General features: G+C 64.9%; 11 protein-coding genes. 9 read left to right on the top strand and 2 right to left on the bottom strand.

What is annotated here, in order from left to right:
* The first annotated feature begins 113 nt into the window (after window positions 1–113).
* The 5 genes from aceE to E0702_RS14230 all read left to right on the top strand — a co-directional run bounded on the left by aceE (window position 114) and on the right by E0702_RS14230 (window position 7558).
* Window positions 114–2792, top strand: coding sequence for a pyruvate dehydrogenase (acetyl-transferring), homodimeric type (aceE, locus tag E0702_RS14250; RefSeq protein ID WP_132044987.1), 2679 nt, complete (start codon window positions 114–116; stop codon window positions 2790–2792).
* Window positions 2793–2850: 58 nt separating this feature from the next.
* Entirely contained in the window at window positions 2851–4854 is a 2004-nt protein-coding gene (aceF, locus tag E0702_RS14245; RefSeq protein WP_132044985.1) for a pyruvate dehydrogenase complex dihydrolipoyllysine-residue acetyltransferase, read from the top strand.
* A 240-nt stretch (window positions 4855–5094) separates the two neighbouring features.
* A complete protein-coding gene (gene adk, locus E0702_RS14240) occupies window positions 5095–5751 on the top strand; it encodes an adenylate kinase (protein WP_132044983.1) in 657 nt (218 codons plus the stop codon).
* 326 nt (window positions 5752–6077) lie between these two features.
* Window positions 6078–6797, top strand: coding sequence for a tRNA (adenosine(37)-N6)-threonylcarbamoyltransferase complex dimerization subunit type 1 TsaB (gene tsaB, locus E0702_RS14235; protein ID WP_132044981.1), 720 nt, complete (start codon window positions 6078–6080; stop codon window positions 6795–6797).
* Window positions 6794–7558, top strand: a complete 765-nt coding sequence (locus E0702_RS14230; protein WP_132044979.1) for a class I SAM-dependent methyltransferase — start codon at window positions 6794–6796, stop codon at window positions 7556–7558. Before tsaB ends, E0702_RS14230 begins: the two co-directional genes overlap by 4 nt.
* Here E0702_RS14230 and plsB read toward each other — a convergent pair whose 3' ends face one another.
* A complete protein-coding gene (gene plsB, locus E0702_RS14225; RefSeq protein WP_165927535.1) occupies window positions 7559–10009 on the bottom strand; it encodes a glycerol-3-phosphate 1-O-acyltransferase PlsB in 2451 nt (816 codons plus the stop codon).
* A 132-nt stretch (window positions 10010–10141) separates the two neighbouring features.
* On the opposite strand from plsB, the gene E0702_RS14220 reads away from it, so the two are divergent.
* Entirely contained in the window at window positions 10142–11263 is a 1122-nt protein-coding gene (locus tag E0702_RS14220; RefSeq protein ID WP_132044977.1) for a phospholipase D-like domain-containing protein, read from the top strand.
* A gap of 166 nt (window positions 11264–11429) precedes the next feature.
* Here the strand turns inward: E0702_RS14220 and E0702_RS14215 are convergent, their stop codons facing one another.
* Complete coding sequence (locus E0702_RS14215; RefSeq protein ID WP_132044975.1) at window positions 11430–12083, bottom strand: YecA/YgfB family protein; 654 nt, start codon at window positions 12081–12083, stop codon at window positions 11430–11432.
* A gap of 84 nt (window positions 12084–12167) precedes the next feature.
* On the opposite strand from E0702_RS14215, the gene E0702_RS14210 reads away from it, so the two are divergent.
* The 3 genes from E0702_RS14210 to E0702_RS14200 all read left to right on the top strand — a co-directional run bounded on the left by E0702_RS14210 (window position 12168) and on the right by E0702_RS14200 (window position 15706).
* Window positions 12168–12707, top strand: coding sequence for a SprT family zinc-dependent metalloprotease (locus E0702_RS14210; protein ID WP_132044973.1), 540 nt, complete (start codon window positions 12168–12170; stop codon window positions 12705–12707).
* A gap of 182 nt (window positions 12708–12889) precedes the next feature.
* On the top strand, window positions 12890–14842 hold the full coding sequence (gene acs / locus E0702_RS14205) for an acetate--CoA ligase (protein ID WP_132044971.1): 1953 nt from the start codon (window positions 12890–12892) through the stop codon (window positions 14840–14842).
* 201 nt (window positions 14843–15043) lie between these two features.
* Window positions 15044–15706: a LuxR C-terminal-related transcriptional regulator gene (locus tag E0702_RS14200; RefSeq protein WP_132044969.1), complete on the top strand. Its 663-nt coding sequence runs from the start codon at window positions 15044–15046 to the stop codon at window positions 15704–15706.
* Window positions 15707–15878: the final 172 nt, after the last annotated feature.

The raw sequence follows: 15878 nt of genomic DNA, 5'->3' as shown, positions 1-15878 counted from the left end.
ACGTAATAAAATTACACAAAATCCCGGGGTGTGATGCCTCTCTGGCAGTAGAACGCCCTGCCTTCCGCGCAGCAGCGGGCATGCAACATCCATCGTCATTCGGAGAGACGTCTATGAGTCTGGAGGCAAGAGAGGATCTCGACCCGGTCGAGACCGCAGAGTGGTTGGAAGCCCTCGAATCAGTCCTGGAGTACGAGGGCGAGGAGCGTGCCCGGCACCTGCTGACCCGCCTGGCCGACCGCCTGCGCCGTGACGGTACCCAGCCCCCTTTCTCGGCGACCACGCCTCATCGCAACACGATTCCTGTGCATCGCGAGGCGCCGATGCCCGGGGATCTCTTCATGGAGCGCAAGATCCGCTCGATGATCCGCTGGAACATGGCGGCGATGGTTACCCGGGCGAACCGCAAGCACAAGGGTATCGGTGGCCACCTGGCCAGCTACATGTCCAGCGCGACTCTCTATGAAGTGGGATTCAACCATTTCTTCCGCGCTGCCAACGGCGATTTCAAGGGCGACCTGGTCTTCATTCAGGGCCACAGCTCCCCGGGCATCTACGCCCGCGCCTTCCTCGAAGGCCGCCTTACCGAGGAGCAGATGGACCGCTATCGCCAGGAGGTTGACGGCAACGGTCTCTCCTCCTACCCGCACCCCTGGCTGATGCCCGACTTCTGGCAGCTGCCCACGGTTTCCATGGGCCTGGGCCCGATCATGGCCATCTATCAGGCCCACGTGATGAAGTATCTGGATCAGCGTGGCCTGCAGCCGATGCAGGACCGCAAGATCTGGTGCTTCCTCGGCGATGGCGAGTGTGACGAGCCGGAATCCCTGGGCGCGATTCACCTGGCCAGCCGTGAAAAGCTCGATAACCTGATCTTCGTGGTCAACTGCAACCTGCAGCGCCTCGACGGTCCGGTGCGGGGTAACTCGCGCATCATGGACGAGCTCGAGGGTGTGTTCCGAGGTGCCGGCTGGAACGTGATCAAGGTGGTCTGGGGGCGCCTGTGGGATCCGCTCTTCGAGAAGGACAGGAAGGGGGTGTTGCAGAAGGTCATGGATGAGACCGTCGATGGCGAATACCAGAACTGCAAGGCAATGGGTGGCGGCTATACCCGGGAGCACTTCTTCGGCAAGTACCCCGAGACCGCCGAGATGGTCAAGGACATGTCCGATGACGACATCTGGAAGCTCAACCGTGGTGGCCATGACCCGTTCAAGGTCTATGCGGCCTACCATGAGGCGGTGAACAACGCCAACGGGCGTCCCACCGTGGTGCTGGCGCATACCGTCAAGGGCTACGGCCTGGGTGTCGATGGCGGCGAGGCGGACAACGAGGCGCACCAGGTCAAGTCCATCGACGACCCCGAGGTGCTCAAGCGCTTCCGCGATCGCTTCGGCATTCCCGTTTCCGACGAAGCGATCGAGCACGAGATCCCCTATTACAAGCCGGCCGACGACACCCCGGAGATGAAGTACATGCATCTCCAGCGTGAGCGCCTCGGTGGCTATCTGCCGGCACGCCAGTACGACTTCGAGCCGCTCGATATCCCTGGCCTGGACGACAAGATCTTCGCCAGCCAGCTGGGTGGCTCGAAGGGGCGCGAGGTCTCCACCACCATGACCTTCGTGCGGATTCTCAATGGTCTGGTGAAGCACAAGTCGTTCGGCAAGCAGGTGGTGCCGATCGTGCCCGACGAGGCCCGCACCTTCGGCATGGAGGGCATGTTCCGCCAGCTGGGTATCTACAGCCCCGGCGGTCAGAAGTACGAGCCCATGGACAAGGGCCAGCTGATGTTCTATCGCGAGGACAAGGCCGGTCAGGTCCTCGAGGAGGGCATCAACGAGGCGGGCGCCATGTCTTCGTGGATCGCCGCGGCAACCTCCTACGCCAACAATGGCTTGCCGCTGCTGCCGTTCTATATCTACTACTCGATGTTTGGTTTCCAGCGCATCGGGGACCTGGCCTGGGCCGCCGGCGACATGCAGGCACGCGGCTTCATGGTCGGGGGAACCGCCGGGCGCACCACGCTCAATGGCGAGGGGCTGCAGCATCAGGATGGCCACAGCCATCTGCAGGCGGCGATGATTCCCAACTGCCGCAGCTACGACCCGACCTATGCCCATGAGCTGGCGGTCATCGTACAGGATGGCCTGAAGCGCATGTTCGTCGACAAGGAGAACTGCTTCTACTACCTGACGGTGATGAACGAGAACTACGAGCATCCCGAGATGGAGGAGGTACCCGCCGAGGACATCATCAAGGGCATGTACCTGCTGCGCGAGACCCAGGGAGACAAGGCCCGGGTTCAGCTGATGGGCTCCGGCACCATCCTGCGTGAGGTGGAGGCCGCCGCCGAGCTGCTGCGCGACGACTGGGGCGTGGGCGCCGACATCTGGAGTGTACCCAGCTTCAACGAGCTGCGCCGTGAGGCGCTGGCGCTGGACCGCCAGGCCTTCCTCAACCCCGAGGCCGAGCCGGCCAAGCCCCATGTGACGCGCTGTCTCGAGGGGCGTCAGGGGCCGGCCATCGCCTCTACCGACTATATGCGCCTGTTCGCCGATCAGGTGCGAGCCTGGGTGCCCACCGACTTCCATGTGCTGGGTACCGACGGCTTCGGGCGTTCGGACACTCGGGAGAAGCTCCGCGAGTTCTTCGAGGTTGACCGTCACTTCGTGGTGGTGGCGGCGCTCAAGGCGCTGGCCGAGCGCGGCGAGCTCGATCGCAAGGTGATCGGCGAGGCGCTGAGCAAGTACAACATCGATCCGGCCAAGCCGAATCCGCTGACCGACTGATCCGGTGGGGCGGGCGGATGCCCGCCCCTTCCAGGCACGATTTGGAAGGAGCGCGACCTTGAGTAGCGAAATCATCAAAGTACCGGACATCGGCGGCGATACCGATGTGGAGATCATCGAGATCGCGGTGTCGGAAGGCGACGTCATCGAGGCCGAGGACACCCTGATCACCCTGGAGTCCGACAAGGCCAGCATGGATGTGCCGTCGCCCAAGGGCGGCAAGGTGGCCAAGGTGCTGGTCAAGGAGGGCGATACCGTTTCCGAGGGAGACGCTATTGTCGAGTTGGAACTCGAGGGTGGCGGCGAATCGGAGCCGGCCGCCGAGAGCGAGAAGCAGAGCGATCCGGCGCCCGAGAAGGAGCCGGAACCCGCCGCCGAGAAGCCGGCGGGCAGCGGCGGTGGCAAGCGCATCGTGGACATCACCGTGCCCGACCTGGGAGGTGACAGCGATGTCGAGGTGATCGACGTCGCCGTGTCCGAGGGCGACGAGATCGACCTGGAGGCACCGCTGATCACCCTGGAGTCCGACAAGGCCTCCATGGATGTGCCCAGCCCGCACCAGGGCAAGGTGGTGTCCCTGACCGTCAAGGAGGGGGATACCGTCTCGGAGGGCGATGTCATCGGCACCATGGAGATCGCCGGCGAGGCGGGCGATGCGGCAGCGGACTCATCCCGTGATGCCACTCCGACGGCCGCGGCTAGCGAGACTGCCGAAGAGCCGGAGGAGTCGGAAGAGCAGGCCTCCTCGGGTGAGCCCGAGCGTCAGGAGGTCCGCGTTCCGGATCTGGGCGGTGCCAGCGACGTGCCGATCATCGAGGTGGCCGTGGCCGCCGGCGATGAGGTGGAAGAAGAGGCGCCACTGATCACCCTGGAGTCCGACAAGGCCTCCATGGATGTGCCGAGCCCGTTCAAGGGCAAGCTGGTGGAGCTCGTGGTCAAGGAGGGCGACAGCGTCTCCGAGGGCGACCTGATCGGCTATATCGAGACGGCTGCCACCAAGCCCGCGACCAGCCAGGCGTCCAGGAAGAGCCCCGAGTCCACCCGGAGCGAATCGCCCAAGGCCGAGAAGCCCGCGACGACGGCGCCAGGCACGCCGAGCCCGGAAGCCGAGATGGCGGCCCACCAACCCCGCGATGGCAAGCTGGTACATGCCGGTCCCGCGGTGCGTATGCTGGCCCGCGAGCTGGGCGTCGACCTCGCTCTGGTCAAGCCTAGCGGACCCAAGAAGCGGGTTCTCAAGGAGGATGTCCACGCCTACGTCAAGCAGGTGATGGCCAACCAGGGCAAGGCCGAGGCAGGCAGCGCCGCCCCGGCGGCGGCTGGTTCAGGCATTCCGCCGATTCCTGATCAGGACTTCAGTCAGTTCGGCGAGGTGGAAGAGAAGCCCATGGGGCGCCTCATGAAGATGGGGGCCACCAACCTCCACCGCAGCTGGGTCAATCTGCCCCACGTCACTCAGTTCGACGAGGCGGATATCACCGAGCTGGAGGCCTTCCGCAAGTCGATGAAGGCCGAGGCGGAGGCCCAGGGGGCCAAGCTCACGCCGCTGCCCTTCCTGATCAAGGCGTGTGCCTTCGCGCTGCGTCAGTACCCGCAGTTCAATGTCAGCCTGAAGAGCGACGGTGAGACCCTGGTGCACAAGAAGTATGTGCATATCGGCATCGCCGTGGACACCCCGGATGGTCTGATGGTGCCGGTGATTCGCAATGCCGACCAGAAATCGCTGATCGACCTGGCCAAGGAGTCGGTGGAGCTGGCGGGGAAGGCGCAGTCGAAGAAGCTCAAGCGCGAGGAGATGACCGGCGGTTGCTTCACCATCTCCAGCCTGGGTTCCATCGGTGGTACCGCCTTTACCCCCATCGTCAATGCGCCTGAGGTGGCTATCCTGGGGGTCTCCAAGGCATCGATGAAGCCGGTCTGGGATGGCGCCAGCTTCCAGCCGCGACTGATGATGCCGCTGAGCCTCTCCTATGACCACCGGGCCGTCAACGGTGCCGATGCGGCGCGCTTTACCGCACTGCTGGGACAGCTCTTGACCGATATCCGTCGACTGCTGCTGTAGGGCGGGGACTGCGACCCGCCACACGACGGCGCCTGCGGGCGCCGTCGTCATTTCCGCTCTCTGCAGGAATGCCAAGACCAAAGTGCAACTTGAGTCGATGCCCTTGAAATAAAAGGCGCTTTCCTGTGGCGAAGGGGGCTCGGCAATGTCCGGCGCTTGTGCTGGCCGTGGGCCGCGGTTATCGTTCCTCCCCCACTATTTCTTCAAATCTGACAACCACTTGAACACGAGGACACTAACATGCGTTTGATCCTGTTGGGCGCCCCCGGTGCCGGCAAGGGCACCCAGGCCCAGTTCATCTGCGAACGCTTCAAGATTCCGCAGATCTCGACCGGTGACATGCTGCGTACTGCCGTCAAGGAGGGCAGCGAGCTGGGCGTCAAGGTCAAGGAGATCATGAACAGCGGCGGCCTGGTTTCAGACGATATCATCATCGCCCTGGTCAAGGAGCGCATCGCTCAGCCGGACTGCGCCAACGGCTTCCTGTTCGACGGCTTCCCGCGCACCATCCCCCAGGCCGACGCCATGAAGGAGGCCCGGGTGAAGCTCGATCATGTGCTCGAGATCGCCGTGGATGACGAGGAGATCGTCAGCCGCATGGCCGGTCGTCGTGTGCACCCGGGCTCGGGACGCGTCTACCACGTCGACCATAACCCGCCCAGGGAAGAGGGCAAGGATGACGTGACCGGCGAGGCACTGATCCAGCGTGAGGACGATCGCGAGTCAACCGTGCGCAACCGTCTGGCGGTCTACCATGAGCAGACCGCGCCGCTGGTCGACTACTACCAGGCCTGGGCCGAGCAGGATGCCGAGAGCGCGCCGACCTACCATCGGGTGGAAGGCGTCGGCAGCGTCGACGAGATCAAGGCCCAGGTGATCAAGGCACTCGAGGGCTGATCGAGCTACCCACAGCGGCGCGCCGGGGGCAGGTCGAAAGGGAGGTCCGAGGACCAGGGGTGAGGAGCACTGCTCCGAACGGGCTGGCCAAGGAAGGCCAGCACCGGACCTGCAAGCGGAGCGGGACGCGAGAGTGCCGCAGGGCCGAGGTAGCGTCCAGGGAGGGATTCACAGCGCCTCCCTGTAGGCCTGTCGCCGGGAAAGCGTCGCACACGTTGTAGGTGATGGGTGGTTTCCGCCGAGAGATGGCCCGCGTAAAGCGGGCCATCGTCGTCTAGGGCCCAGCCGCGTATAATGACGGCCCGTTTACCCGAGATGGTGGTGCCATGTCGATCCTGATGGCCCTGGATGCTTCCTCGAGCGCCTGCTCTGCTGCCCTGTTGCGTCGGCGCTCCGGTGCCGATGATGAGCTGATTTCCCGTTTCGCCCTGACTCCCCGAGAGCACACCCGGCGCCTGTTGCCCATGGTCGACGAGGTGCTGGCCGAGGCGGGGGTGCGTCCCGGCGAGCTCGACGCCGTGGCCTATGGGCACGGTCCTGGCTCCTTTACCGGCCTGCGCATTGCCGCTGGCGCCGCCCAGGGACTCGCCTTCGGCCTCGACCGCCCGCTGATCGGGGTCTCGACCCTGGCGGCCCTGGCGCTGGGCGCTTATCGTCGCTACCAGTTTCGCAGCGTGGTTACCGCCCTGGATGCCCGCATGGGCGAGATCTACGTGGCCGCCTGGCAGTGCGTCGAGGGGCTGCCGGAGCCGCTTCTCGACGAGGCCGTGATGGCCCCCGAGCGGCTCTGCCTGCCGGTGAGGGAAGATGACCATGGCTGGGTCGGCGTGGGGTCCGGCTGGAGCCTGAGCGAGCGGATGCCTGCCCAGGTGCAGGCAGGGGTCAGTCGGCAACTGCCCGAGATGGAGGCAGATGCCGCCGATATGGCGCTGCTGGCCATGCATAAGCTGGAGGCGGGAAGGGGGCAACCGGCCCACCTCGCCCAGCCGGTCTACCTGCGCAACGAGGTGGCCTGGAAGAAGATGGATGCAGGCGCGGCGAAATGAGTGAGCGCTTGCCGGTGGCGGTAAGTGACCCGGCGCTGGCAACGCTGGCCGAGCGCCTGGGCCTTCCCTTCGCACAGGATGCCGAGCTCCTGCTGGCGCGGCGAGAGGCGTGCCTGGTCCTGGAGGGCGATCCCGGGCGCTTCGGCCAGCCGCTGGCGGTCGACTTCACCGCCGGGCGCGCCGCCCATCGGCGACGCTTCGGCGGTGGGCGCGGACAGCTGATCGCTCGCGCCTGCGGGTTCACCCAGGGCGTGACGCCGGCGGTGGTGGATGCCACCGCAGGCCTGGGCCGTGATGCCTTCGTGCTGGCAAGCCTGGGCGCCCGGGTACTGATGATGGAGCGAGTCGCGGCGATCTTCGCCCTGCTCGAGGATGGCCTGGCCAGGGCCCTGGCCGATGCCGATACCGCCGAGATCGCCATGCGCATGCAGCTGGTGCATGGCGATGCCGCCCGTGATCTCGAGGCCCGGGTAGCCGAATCGGGCTTCGCGCCTCAGGTCATCCATCTGGATCCGATGTTTCCCCATCGCGAGAAGTCGGCGCTGGTCAAGAAGGAGATGCGCCTGTTCCGCACCCTGGCGGGCGACGATGCGGATGCGCCGCGTCTGCTGGAGGCGGCGCTGGATGTCGCTACCCACCGGGTGGTGGTCAAGCGGCCCAGGAAGGCACCGCCGATCGAGGGTCCCGCCCCGCGCCATGTGATCGAGGGCAAGACCAGTCGCTATGACCTCTATGTGCATCGCAGCCTGAAGACAGGGTGATCACTCCGTGCGGCGGGTGATCAGCTGCAGGCGGTGGCGCAGGGCCGGGTCGAACAGCTTGCTTGAGCGCCTGGCCGCGTCGCGCAGTCGATCATCGAAGATGAGTCGGTCTTCGGTGTCGCGCCACAGCCAGCCCTCCAGCTCCAGGCTCTCCACCAGGCTGACGAACAGCCGGGTATCGAAGAACTCCGGTGCGTCTAGCCCCGACAGCACCGCCAGTCGTTCGGCGAGCAGCCGGCCGTGTTCGGCCAGCGACTCGGCCGTCAGATGGCCCGAGCCCGTGTGGATCAGCACCGCCAGCAGCAGGTAGCCACGCTCCAGTGATGGCTGCATCAGTTGACCCAGCAGGTCGAGGCTTTCGCCCGCCTCCAGGCGCTCCTCGAAGCGCTGCCAGCCCCCCTCGCCATCCGGCTCCAGCAGTTCCTGTTCGACCAGCACCTCGAGCATCGCCGCCAGCGCCTCGCGCAGGTCGAGGGGCGGGGTCACCATCAGCTCGCGGGCGAGAATCGGCCAGCCGGGGGCCAGCAGGGCCTCGAGCTCATCGAGGGAGTGTCTCGGCTGGTGGCGAAAGGCGAAGGCGGTGAGCCCGGCAAGGGCGAAGAGGTGCAGCACGTTATTGCGATACCAGCCCAGCTGGCTGGCCTGGTGGGTGTCGGCAAGCAGGATATCGCCGAGGGACTGATCACGGCGCTGGATCATCCCCAGCGCCAGTGCCTGAGCGATCCAGGCCTCGGGGTCGCCCTCCGGCAGGCTGGCCCGTGTGGGAGCCGGCATGCGCCGCTGCAGCGCGGCCAGCAGTGAAAGCTGGCGCACCAGCAGGCGCTCCTCGATGGCATGGTGAGGAGTGGCCAGTAGCACCAGGGCTACCATATTGACCGGATTGAGGACGGCGGCGGCATTGATGCGTCGATTAAGGGTTTCCCCCAGCCGGGGTACCAGGTCGTTGAGCCACACCGGCTGAGGTCCGATCTCACCTCGCCACTGCCTGCCCAGCTCATGATCCAGGTAGTCGGCCAACCGCAGTGGCTCGCCGATGTTGAGGCTCACGCGACCGAAGGGCTGGCGTAGCTTGCCAAGGACCCGAAGCAGGGAGAGCGGGGTCTCCTTGCGCTTCCTGCCGCCGCGCAGCTCGCGCTGGTAGCTGGCACTTTCGATCACCCGTTCGTAGCCGATATAGACCGGAATGAAAGCCAGCGGCTGGGCCTGGCCGGCGGCGTGGCTGCGCAGGAAGGAGCGCAGGGTCATGGCCAGCATGCCGGGACGCGCGGGCAGCATGCGACCGCTGCGGGAGCGACCGCCCTCCATGAAATACTCCAGCGGATGCCCACGGGCGATCAAGCGATGCAGGTATTCATTGAATACCGCGCCATAGAGCCGATTGTCGCGGAAACTGCGGCGCAGGAAGAAGGCGCCGCCACGCCGCAGCAGTGGTCCGACCAGGGGCATGTCCAGGTTGCGTCCGGCGGCGATATGCGGCGGCATCAGGCCCTCCTGATAGAGCACATAGGAGAGCAGGAGGTAGTCGATATGGCTGCGGTGGCACGGCACATAGACCAGGGTGTGGTCCTCGGCCAGCGGCTTGATCGCCTCCAGGCCGCGCACGTCGACACCATCATAGAGGCGGTTCCACAGCCGGCGCAGCAAGCCATCCATGAACCGTAGTACCGGATAGGTCATGTTGGAGGCGATCTCGCGACCGTAACGACGGGCGCGACGCTCCAGGCGAGGCCGCGACTGGCGCCCTTCGCCGGCGAGCTCATTGATCACCTGGCCAACGTGGGGGCTCGATGCCACGCCTTCGATCAGGGTGCGGCGGTGGGAGAGGTCCGGGCCCAGCACCCGGCTACGCACCCGGCGGAAGTGCACACGCAACAGCCTCGCCGCCTTGCGATTGGTAAGGGCCGGGTCGCGGCCGTCACAGATGTCGCGCAGCATCAGTGGGGCGCCGAAGTGGATCTCCACGCTGCGACGATTGACCAGTATCGCCAGCAGCCGGCGCAGGCGTCCGGTCAGCTGCCAGCTGTCGGCGGCGACCATGCGCCAGAAGCCGAATCGCTTGCCGGGAGCACGCCCCCAGAAGATGCTGACCGGCACCAGCTGCACCGCAAGCGCCGGATCGGCCTCGAGGCGTTCGATCAGCCCCTCGAAGGGGGGCGCGTGGCCCGCGGTATGACGCTGGCGTCGGCGTGGCAGTGCCAGACAGCCAGGGAGATTCAGGCCCGAGAAGCGGCGGCGGCTGTCGGCGGCGGGCAGGCCATGGCGGGAGGTGAGGGAGCCGAGCAGCCAGGTATCGCTCCAGGCGGTGCGAGGCAGTACATAGAATACCGGCAGCTCGGCGGCGATCCCCAGTTCGGCGGGAGGCGGCTCGATCAGACGCGGCCGGACCCAGGCGGCGATCATGCGGGTCATCACCGCACGCAGGGGAGTGGTCAGGGTGTGCAGCAAGGCCATCCGTTTGCCTCGGACGCAGGAAAGAAGAAGGAAAGGCCAGTATAGTCGTCGCGAGGCCTCGGGTCAGTGGCGACTCGGTGCCACGGCACCCGTTTCAGGAGGGGATGTAGTGACGCGGACAGGGATATGGCCATGCACGGGAACTGGCGAGACGGCAACCACTTCGAACTGCTGCCGGAGGCGAGCCGCTTCCTTCCAGCCATGTTTGAGGCCATCGAGCAGGCACGCGCCTCGATACTGATCGAGCTCTACTTGATGGAGTCGGGACGGCTGGCCACGGCCCTGATCGATGCCCTGGTCAGTAGCGCCCAGCGCGGTGTGACGGTACTGCTACTGCTCGACGGCTATGGCGCCATGGGCCTTTCCCGTCATGATCGCGAGCGCCTGCAGGAGGGCGGGGTTGCCCTGCGTTTCTTCAATCCGCTGGGGCTGCACTCCCTGACCCGAAACCTGACTCGCGACCACCGCAAGCTGGTGGTCGTCGATGGTCGGGTCGCCTTTACCGGCGGTTTCGGAGCCGTGGACGAGTTTCTCGATGCCTGGTACGAGGTGGCGGTGCGTATCCAGGGGCCCGTGGTGGCCGACTGGGTACGTCTGTTCTGCCGCCTGTGGGACTCTCCCCTCACACGGGGCCGAGGTCCCGCGTCGCTGGTGCGCGGACTCTCCACCGCGGCTCATGCGGAGAGCGGTTATCGCGGCATGCGCGGTCGGGCGATCTGTGGCCAGGGTTACCGCTACCAGGCGATTCGCCACTCGTTGCATGATCGTGTGGCATCCGCTCGTCAGCGCATCTGGATCTGCACCCCCTATTTCGCGCCCACCTTCAGCCTGCGCCTGCGTCTGGCACGGGCGGCGCGCCGGGGCGTCGAGGTACGCCTGCTGCTGCCCGGCAAGCGCCATGACCACCCTGGGGTACGCTATGCAGGGCAGCGTTTCTACGGTCGTCTGCTCAAGGCCGGGGTGCATATCCATGAGTTCCAGCCGACCTTTATCCATGCCAAGTTCTCGCTGGTCGATGACTGGGTCAGTCTGGGGTCCTGCAACTTCGACCACTGGAGCCTGCACTGGAACCTTGAGGCCAACCAGGAGGTGAGTGATCGGCGTTTTGCCGGCGAAGTGGCGCTGCTGTTCGAGCAGCACTTCGCCGATAGTCACGAGATCGAGCCCCGGATGTGGTCACGGCGCCCCCTGTTGCAGCGCCTCAAGGAGTGGCTGTTCGGCACCCTCGACGGCATGCTGACCCGGCTCAAATAGCCCGGCTTCCCCGGGAGCTATAAGCTTTAAGCTGTAAGAAAACCCCGGCCGAGCTGCGCCCGGAGCTGTAAGCTATAAGCTTTAAGCTATAAGAAAACCCCTTGCCGCTGGGCTTGGCGTCGACAGCTGGCTTACGGCTTACGGCTTACGGCTTACGGCTTACGGCTTACGGCTGTCGCTTACTGCCTTTTCTGCGACCGGCGGGCTTCTTCTTGCGTGGCATCGGCTTGGGGGTTTCCGGGGGGACGCGATAGTGAAGGTAGAGGTCCAGCACCAGCTCCGGCAGCTGGCGGACGAGCCCCTCTAGCCGGGCGGTATCGGTCGTGAACTCGGCCATGTCCGGCTCATCGTCGAACAGCCCCGAGAGCGCCATAAAGGGCAGCAACAGGGTGGCGGCGGCCTCCTCGTCCTCCTCGAACCAGCCAGGCTCATCGAGGAATACCCCCTCCATGAAGCCGGCACACCAGTCGCCGATGGGAGTCTCCTCCGGGGAGATATCATCCAGGCTCAGCTCGAAGGGCAGCTCCGGCAGCAGACCCTGCTCCAGAGCGACGATGGCGTTATGACGCAGTTGCTCCAGCAGCCCGAGGATCGACTCGCGCTCACCGTCGTCGGTGAAGGATGGCTCCCCCTGAAACAGCTCCGCCACCCAGGTCGCCGGCGGCACTTCACGAGGACTGACGGCCAGGGCTACCAGAAAGCCATGGGTGCCGATCAGGTCCAGGGCATCCTCGGAAACCCGCTCCGAGGCCAGGAAATCGTCGAGACGGTCGAGCTGGTCATCGTCGAGCAGGGGTTCGGGCAGTGGGGTGTCGGACATCGTGGCTCTCTCACGCTGATTCACGGGCTTAGGCTGGTAGCCAGGGGCTTTACGCTCCGGGGACAAGGCGCCATTCTATCACTCATGAAGCATGCCGCATTGCCCCACCCCGACCCCGAAACATTGGCCTCCCTGGCTGAGCCTGATCTCGCGTGCGCCCTGAAGGAGCGGGTCGAGGAGGCCTATTCGCTGTGCCGCGAGGTCCACCCCGAATTGCCCAGGCCCCGGGTGTGGCTCGATCTGCGCGGCAGAAGTGCGGGTCAGGCGCACTTCGGTCGCGGTGGGCTTCGCTTCAACCCGGTGCTGTATGCCGAGAATCGTGTCGAATTTCTGGTCGAGGTGGTGCCTCACGAGATGGCCCACTGGCTGGTTCATCACCTGAAGGATGGCCGACGGGCACGGCCTCACGGCCGGGAATGGCAGACAGTGATGCGTCGTCTCTTTGGGCTCGAGCCGCGCACCACCCATCGCTTCGATACCGGACGGGCGAGCCCCGCTCCCCATCGCTATGCCTGTGCTTGTCGTGAGCATCGCTTCACGCCTCGGCGTCATGCCCTGGTACGTGGCGGACGGGTATATCGCTGTCGCCACTGTGCTCAGACGTTGGTCTATCTTTCGGGTTGATCGTCCAAAACTTTAAGTTAAGCCAATGTAATTAAAGGGTTTTTTATTTCTACCAAGGTCTAAATGGAAGGCCGCGCCGAGACCTATATGCTGGAAGTGGTTTTCATGGAGCCGGCACGCCCAACTCGCATGCGATTGGAGACGGTTCGCCCGACTCTCTCCCTGATCAAGAGGTCTTTTGTATGACGGAGCTGCACAAGAACACCTACCCGGTTCCCGAGGCGCTGGCGAAGAATGCCTGGATCGACAAGGCAAAATATGAGGCGCTCTATCGCCAGTCGATCGAGGATCCCGAAGGCTACTGGGCGGAGCAGGCCAAGCGCCTCGACTGGATCAAGGCGCCGACCAAGATCAAGCACTCCTCTCTGGATCCCAGGAACGTCGATATCCGCTGGTTCGAGGACGGGACCCTCAATGCCAGCGCCAACTGTCTCGATCGTCATCTGGAGACGCGGGGGGATCAGACCGCCATCATCTGGGAGGGCGACGACCCCAGCGAGTCCCAGAACATCACCTATCGTGAGCTGCATGCCAGAACCTGCCAGCTGGCCAATGCCCTCAAGGCGCTTGGCATCGGCAAGGGGGATGTGGTCACGCTCTACATGCCGATGATCCCCGAGGCAGCCGTGGCCATGCTGGCCTGTGCGCGTATCGGGGCGGTGCACTCGGTGGTGTTCGGCGGCTTCTCTCCGGATGCCGTGGCCCAGCGCGTGATCGGGGCGCAGTCCAAGCTGATCATCACCGCCGATGAGTCCGTGCGGGGCGGCAAGCAGGTGCCGCTCAAGGATAATGTCGATGCGGCCCTCACCCGCCAGGGCGCCGAGGTTTGCGAGAAGGTGCTGGTGGTCAAGCGCACCGGGGGCGAAATTGACTGGCACGAGGGGCGCGATCTCTGGTACCACGAGCAGGTCGACGGCCAGCCCACCGAGTGTGCCGCCGAGGAGATGGGGGCCGAGGATCCGCTGTTCATCCTCTATACCTCCGGCTCCACCGGTGCCCCCAAGGGCATGAAGCACACCACCGGCGGCTACCTGACCTACGTCTCCCTGACCCACCAGTATGTCTTCGACTATCACGACGGCGATATCTACTGGTGCACCGCCGATGTGGGCTGGGTCACCGGGCACAGTTATATCGTCTACGGACCGCTTGCCAATGGTGGTACTACCCTGATGTTCGAGGGGGTGCCCAACTATCCGACACCCGGCCGGATGGGGGAGATCGTCGACAAGCACCAGGTCAATATCCTCTATACCGCCCCCACCGCGATTCGTGCCCTGCGCGCCCATGGCGATGATGTCATGGCCTCGAGCACTCGGGAGAGCCTGCGTCTGCTCGGTTCGGTGGGTGAGCCCATCAACCCCGAGGCATGGGAGTGGTACTACCGCGTGATCGGGAACTCCAGGTGTCCGGTCGTTGATACCTGGTGGCAGACCGAAAATGGCGGCATCCTGATCGCGCCGCTGCCCGGTGCCACCGACCTCAAGCCCGGCTCCGCCACGCTTCCGCTGTTCGGTGTACGACCGGGGATCGTCGATAACGATGGCAACCTGCTGGAGGGGGCGGCCGAGGGTAACCTGGTGATTCTCGACTCCTGGCCGGGCATCGCGCGCTCCATCTGGGGGGATCACGAACGCTTCACCCAGACCTACTTCTCCACCTACCCCGGGATGTATTTTACCGGGGACGGCTGCCGTCGCGACGAGGATGGCTACTACTGGATCACCGGTCGTGTCGATGATGTGCTCAACGTCTCCGGCCACCGAATGGGGACGGCCGAGATCGAATCGGCGCTGGTGGCCCATGATGCAGTCGCCGAGGCGGCGGTGGTCGGCTTCCCCCACGATATCAAGGGGCAGGGAATCTACATCTACGTGACCCTCACCGAAGGACACGAGCCCAGCGAGGAGTTGCAGAAGGAGCTCGTCAAGTGGATTCGCACCGAGATCGGCCCCATCGCCTCTCCCGACGTCATTCAGTGGGCCGCCGACCTGCCCAAGACCCGCTCAGGCAAGATCATGCGGCGTATCCTGCGCAAGATCGCCGCCAACGAGACCGATGGCCTGGGTGACACCAGTACCCTGGCGGATCCGAGTGTTGTCGATGAGCTGATCGAGCATCGCGCCAACCGCTGAGGCATTGCGACCCAGCCGACACCATATGAACCACCGAGCCGGCCCCGAGGGGTCGGCTTCTTTTCGAGTTGGGGAAGAGTTGTCGACAATATTCGTGTGGCGCTTGGGGAACCCCGCTACCATGGGGTAACATGCGATGAAACGCAGATGAGCCCGAGTGGCGGCCCTTGACCCGCTGCCAGAGGAACCGGAGGAGAATCCATGGCCTTTGCCCAGAAATTCATCGTTGCCGATGACCATCCGCTGTTCCGTGCAGCCCTGACCCAGGCACTACGGCAGCTGGCGCCCCAGGCCGAGATCGTCGAGTCCGATACCATGGAGGCAACGGCCGAGGTGGTGACCCGCCACCCCGACGCCGACCTGATCCTGCTCGACCTGCATATGCCGGGGGCCCACGGCTTCTCGGGGCTTATCCAGCTGCGTGGTCAGACCCCGGATATCCCGGTGGCGGTGGTCTCGGGCAGCGATGAGCCCCATGTGGTTCGTCGCGCCATCGACTACGGTGCCTCGGGATTCATTCCCAAGTCCTCCTCTCTTCAGCTGATTGCCGAGGCGGTAGGCGAGATTCTCGACGGGGAGGTGTGGCTGCCGGCGGAGCTGGCCGATGTCATCGGCGATGCCGACGAGGAGGAGACCCGCTTCGCCGAGGCCATCGCCTCGCTGACGCCCCAGCAGTTCCGGGTGCTCAACATGCTGACCGAGGGGCTGCTCAACAAGCAGATCGCCTATGAGCTCAATGTCTCGGAGGCCACCATCAAGGCTCACGTCACCGCCATCCTGCGCAAGCTCGGTGTGCACTCGCGCACCCAGGCGGTGATCGCCGCCCAGAAGCTCGAGGTCGAGCCGCCCAAGGTCCACTCCTGAGCCGGCTCAGGAGCTGCAAGCCTTAAGCTGTAAGCTATAAGAAAAGAGCCCCACGGATCATACGATCGTGGGGCTTTGCTATTCATGTCATGACGTCATGCTGTGTTGCTTACGGCTTACGGCTTACGGCTTACGGCTTACGGCTTACGGCTTACGGCTTACGGCTTACGGC

It is taken from the genome of Halomonas marinisediminis (genome assembly GCF_004347715.1).
GTDB lineage: Bacteria > Pseudomonadota > Gammaproteobacteria > Pseudomonadales > Halomonadaceae > Halomonas > Halomonas icarae.
The sequence above is the reverse complement of the archived record's forward strand: the minus strand, read 5'-3'. Positions and strand labels throughout refer to the sequence as shown.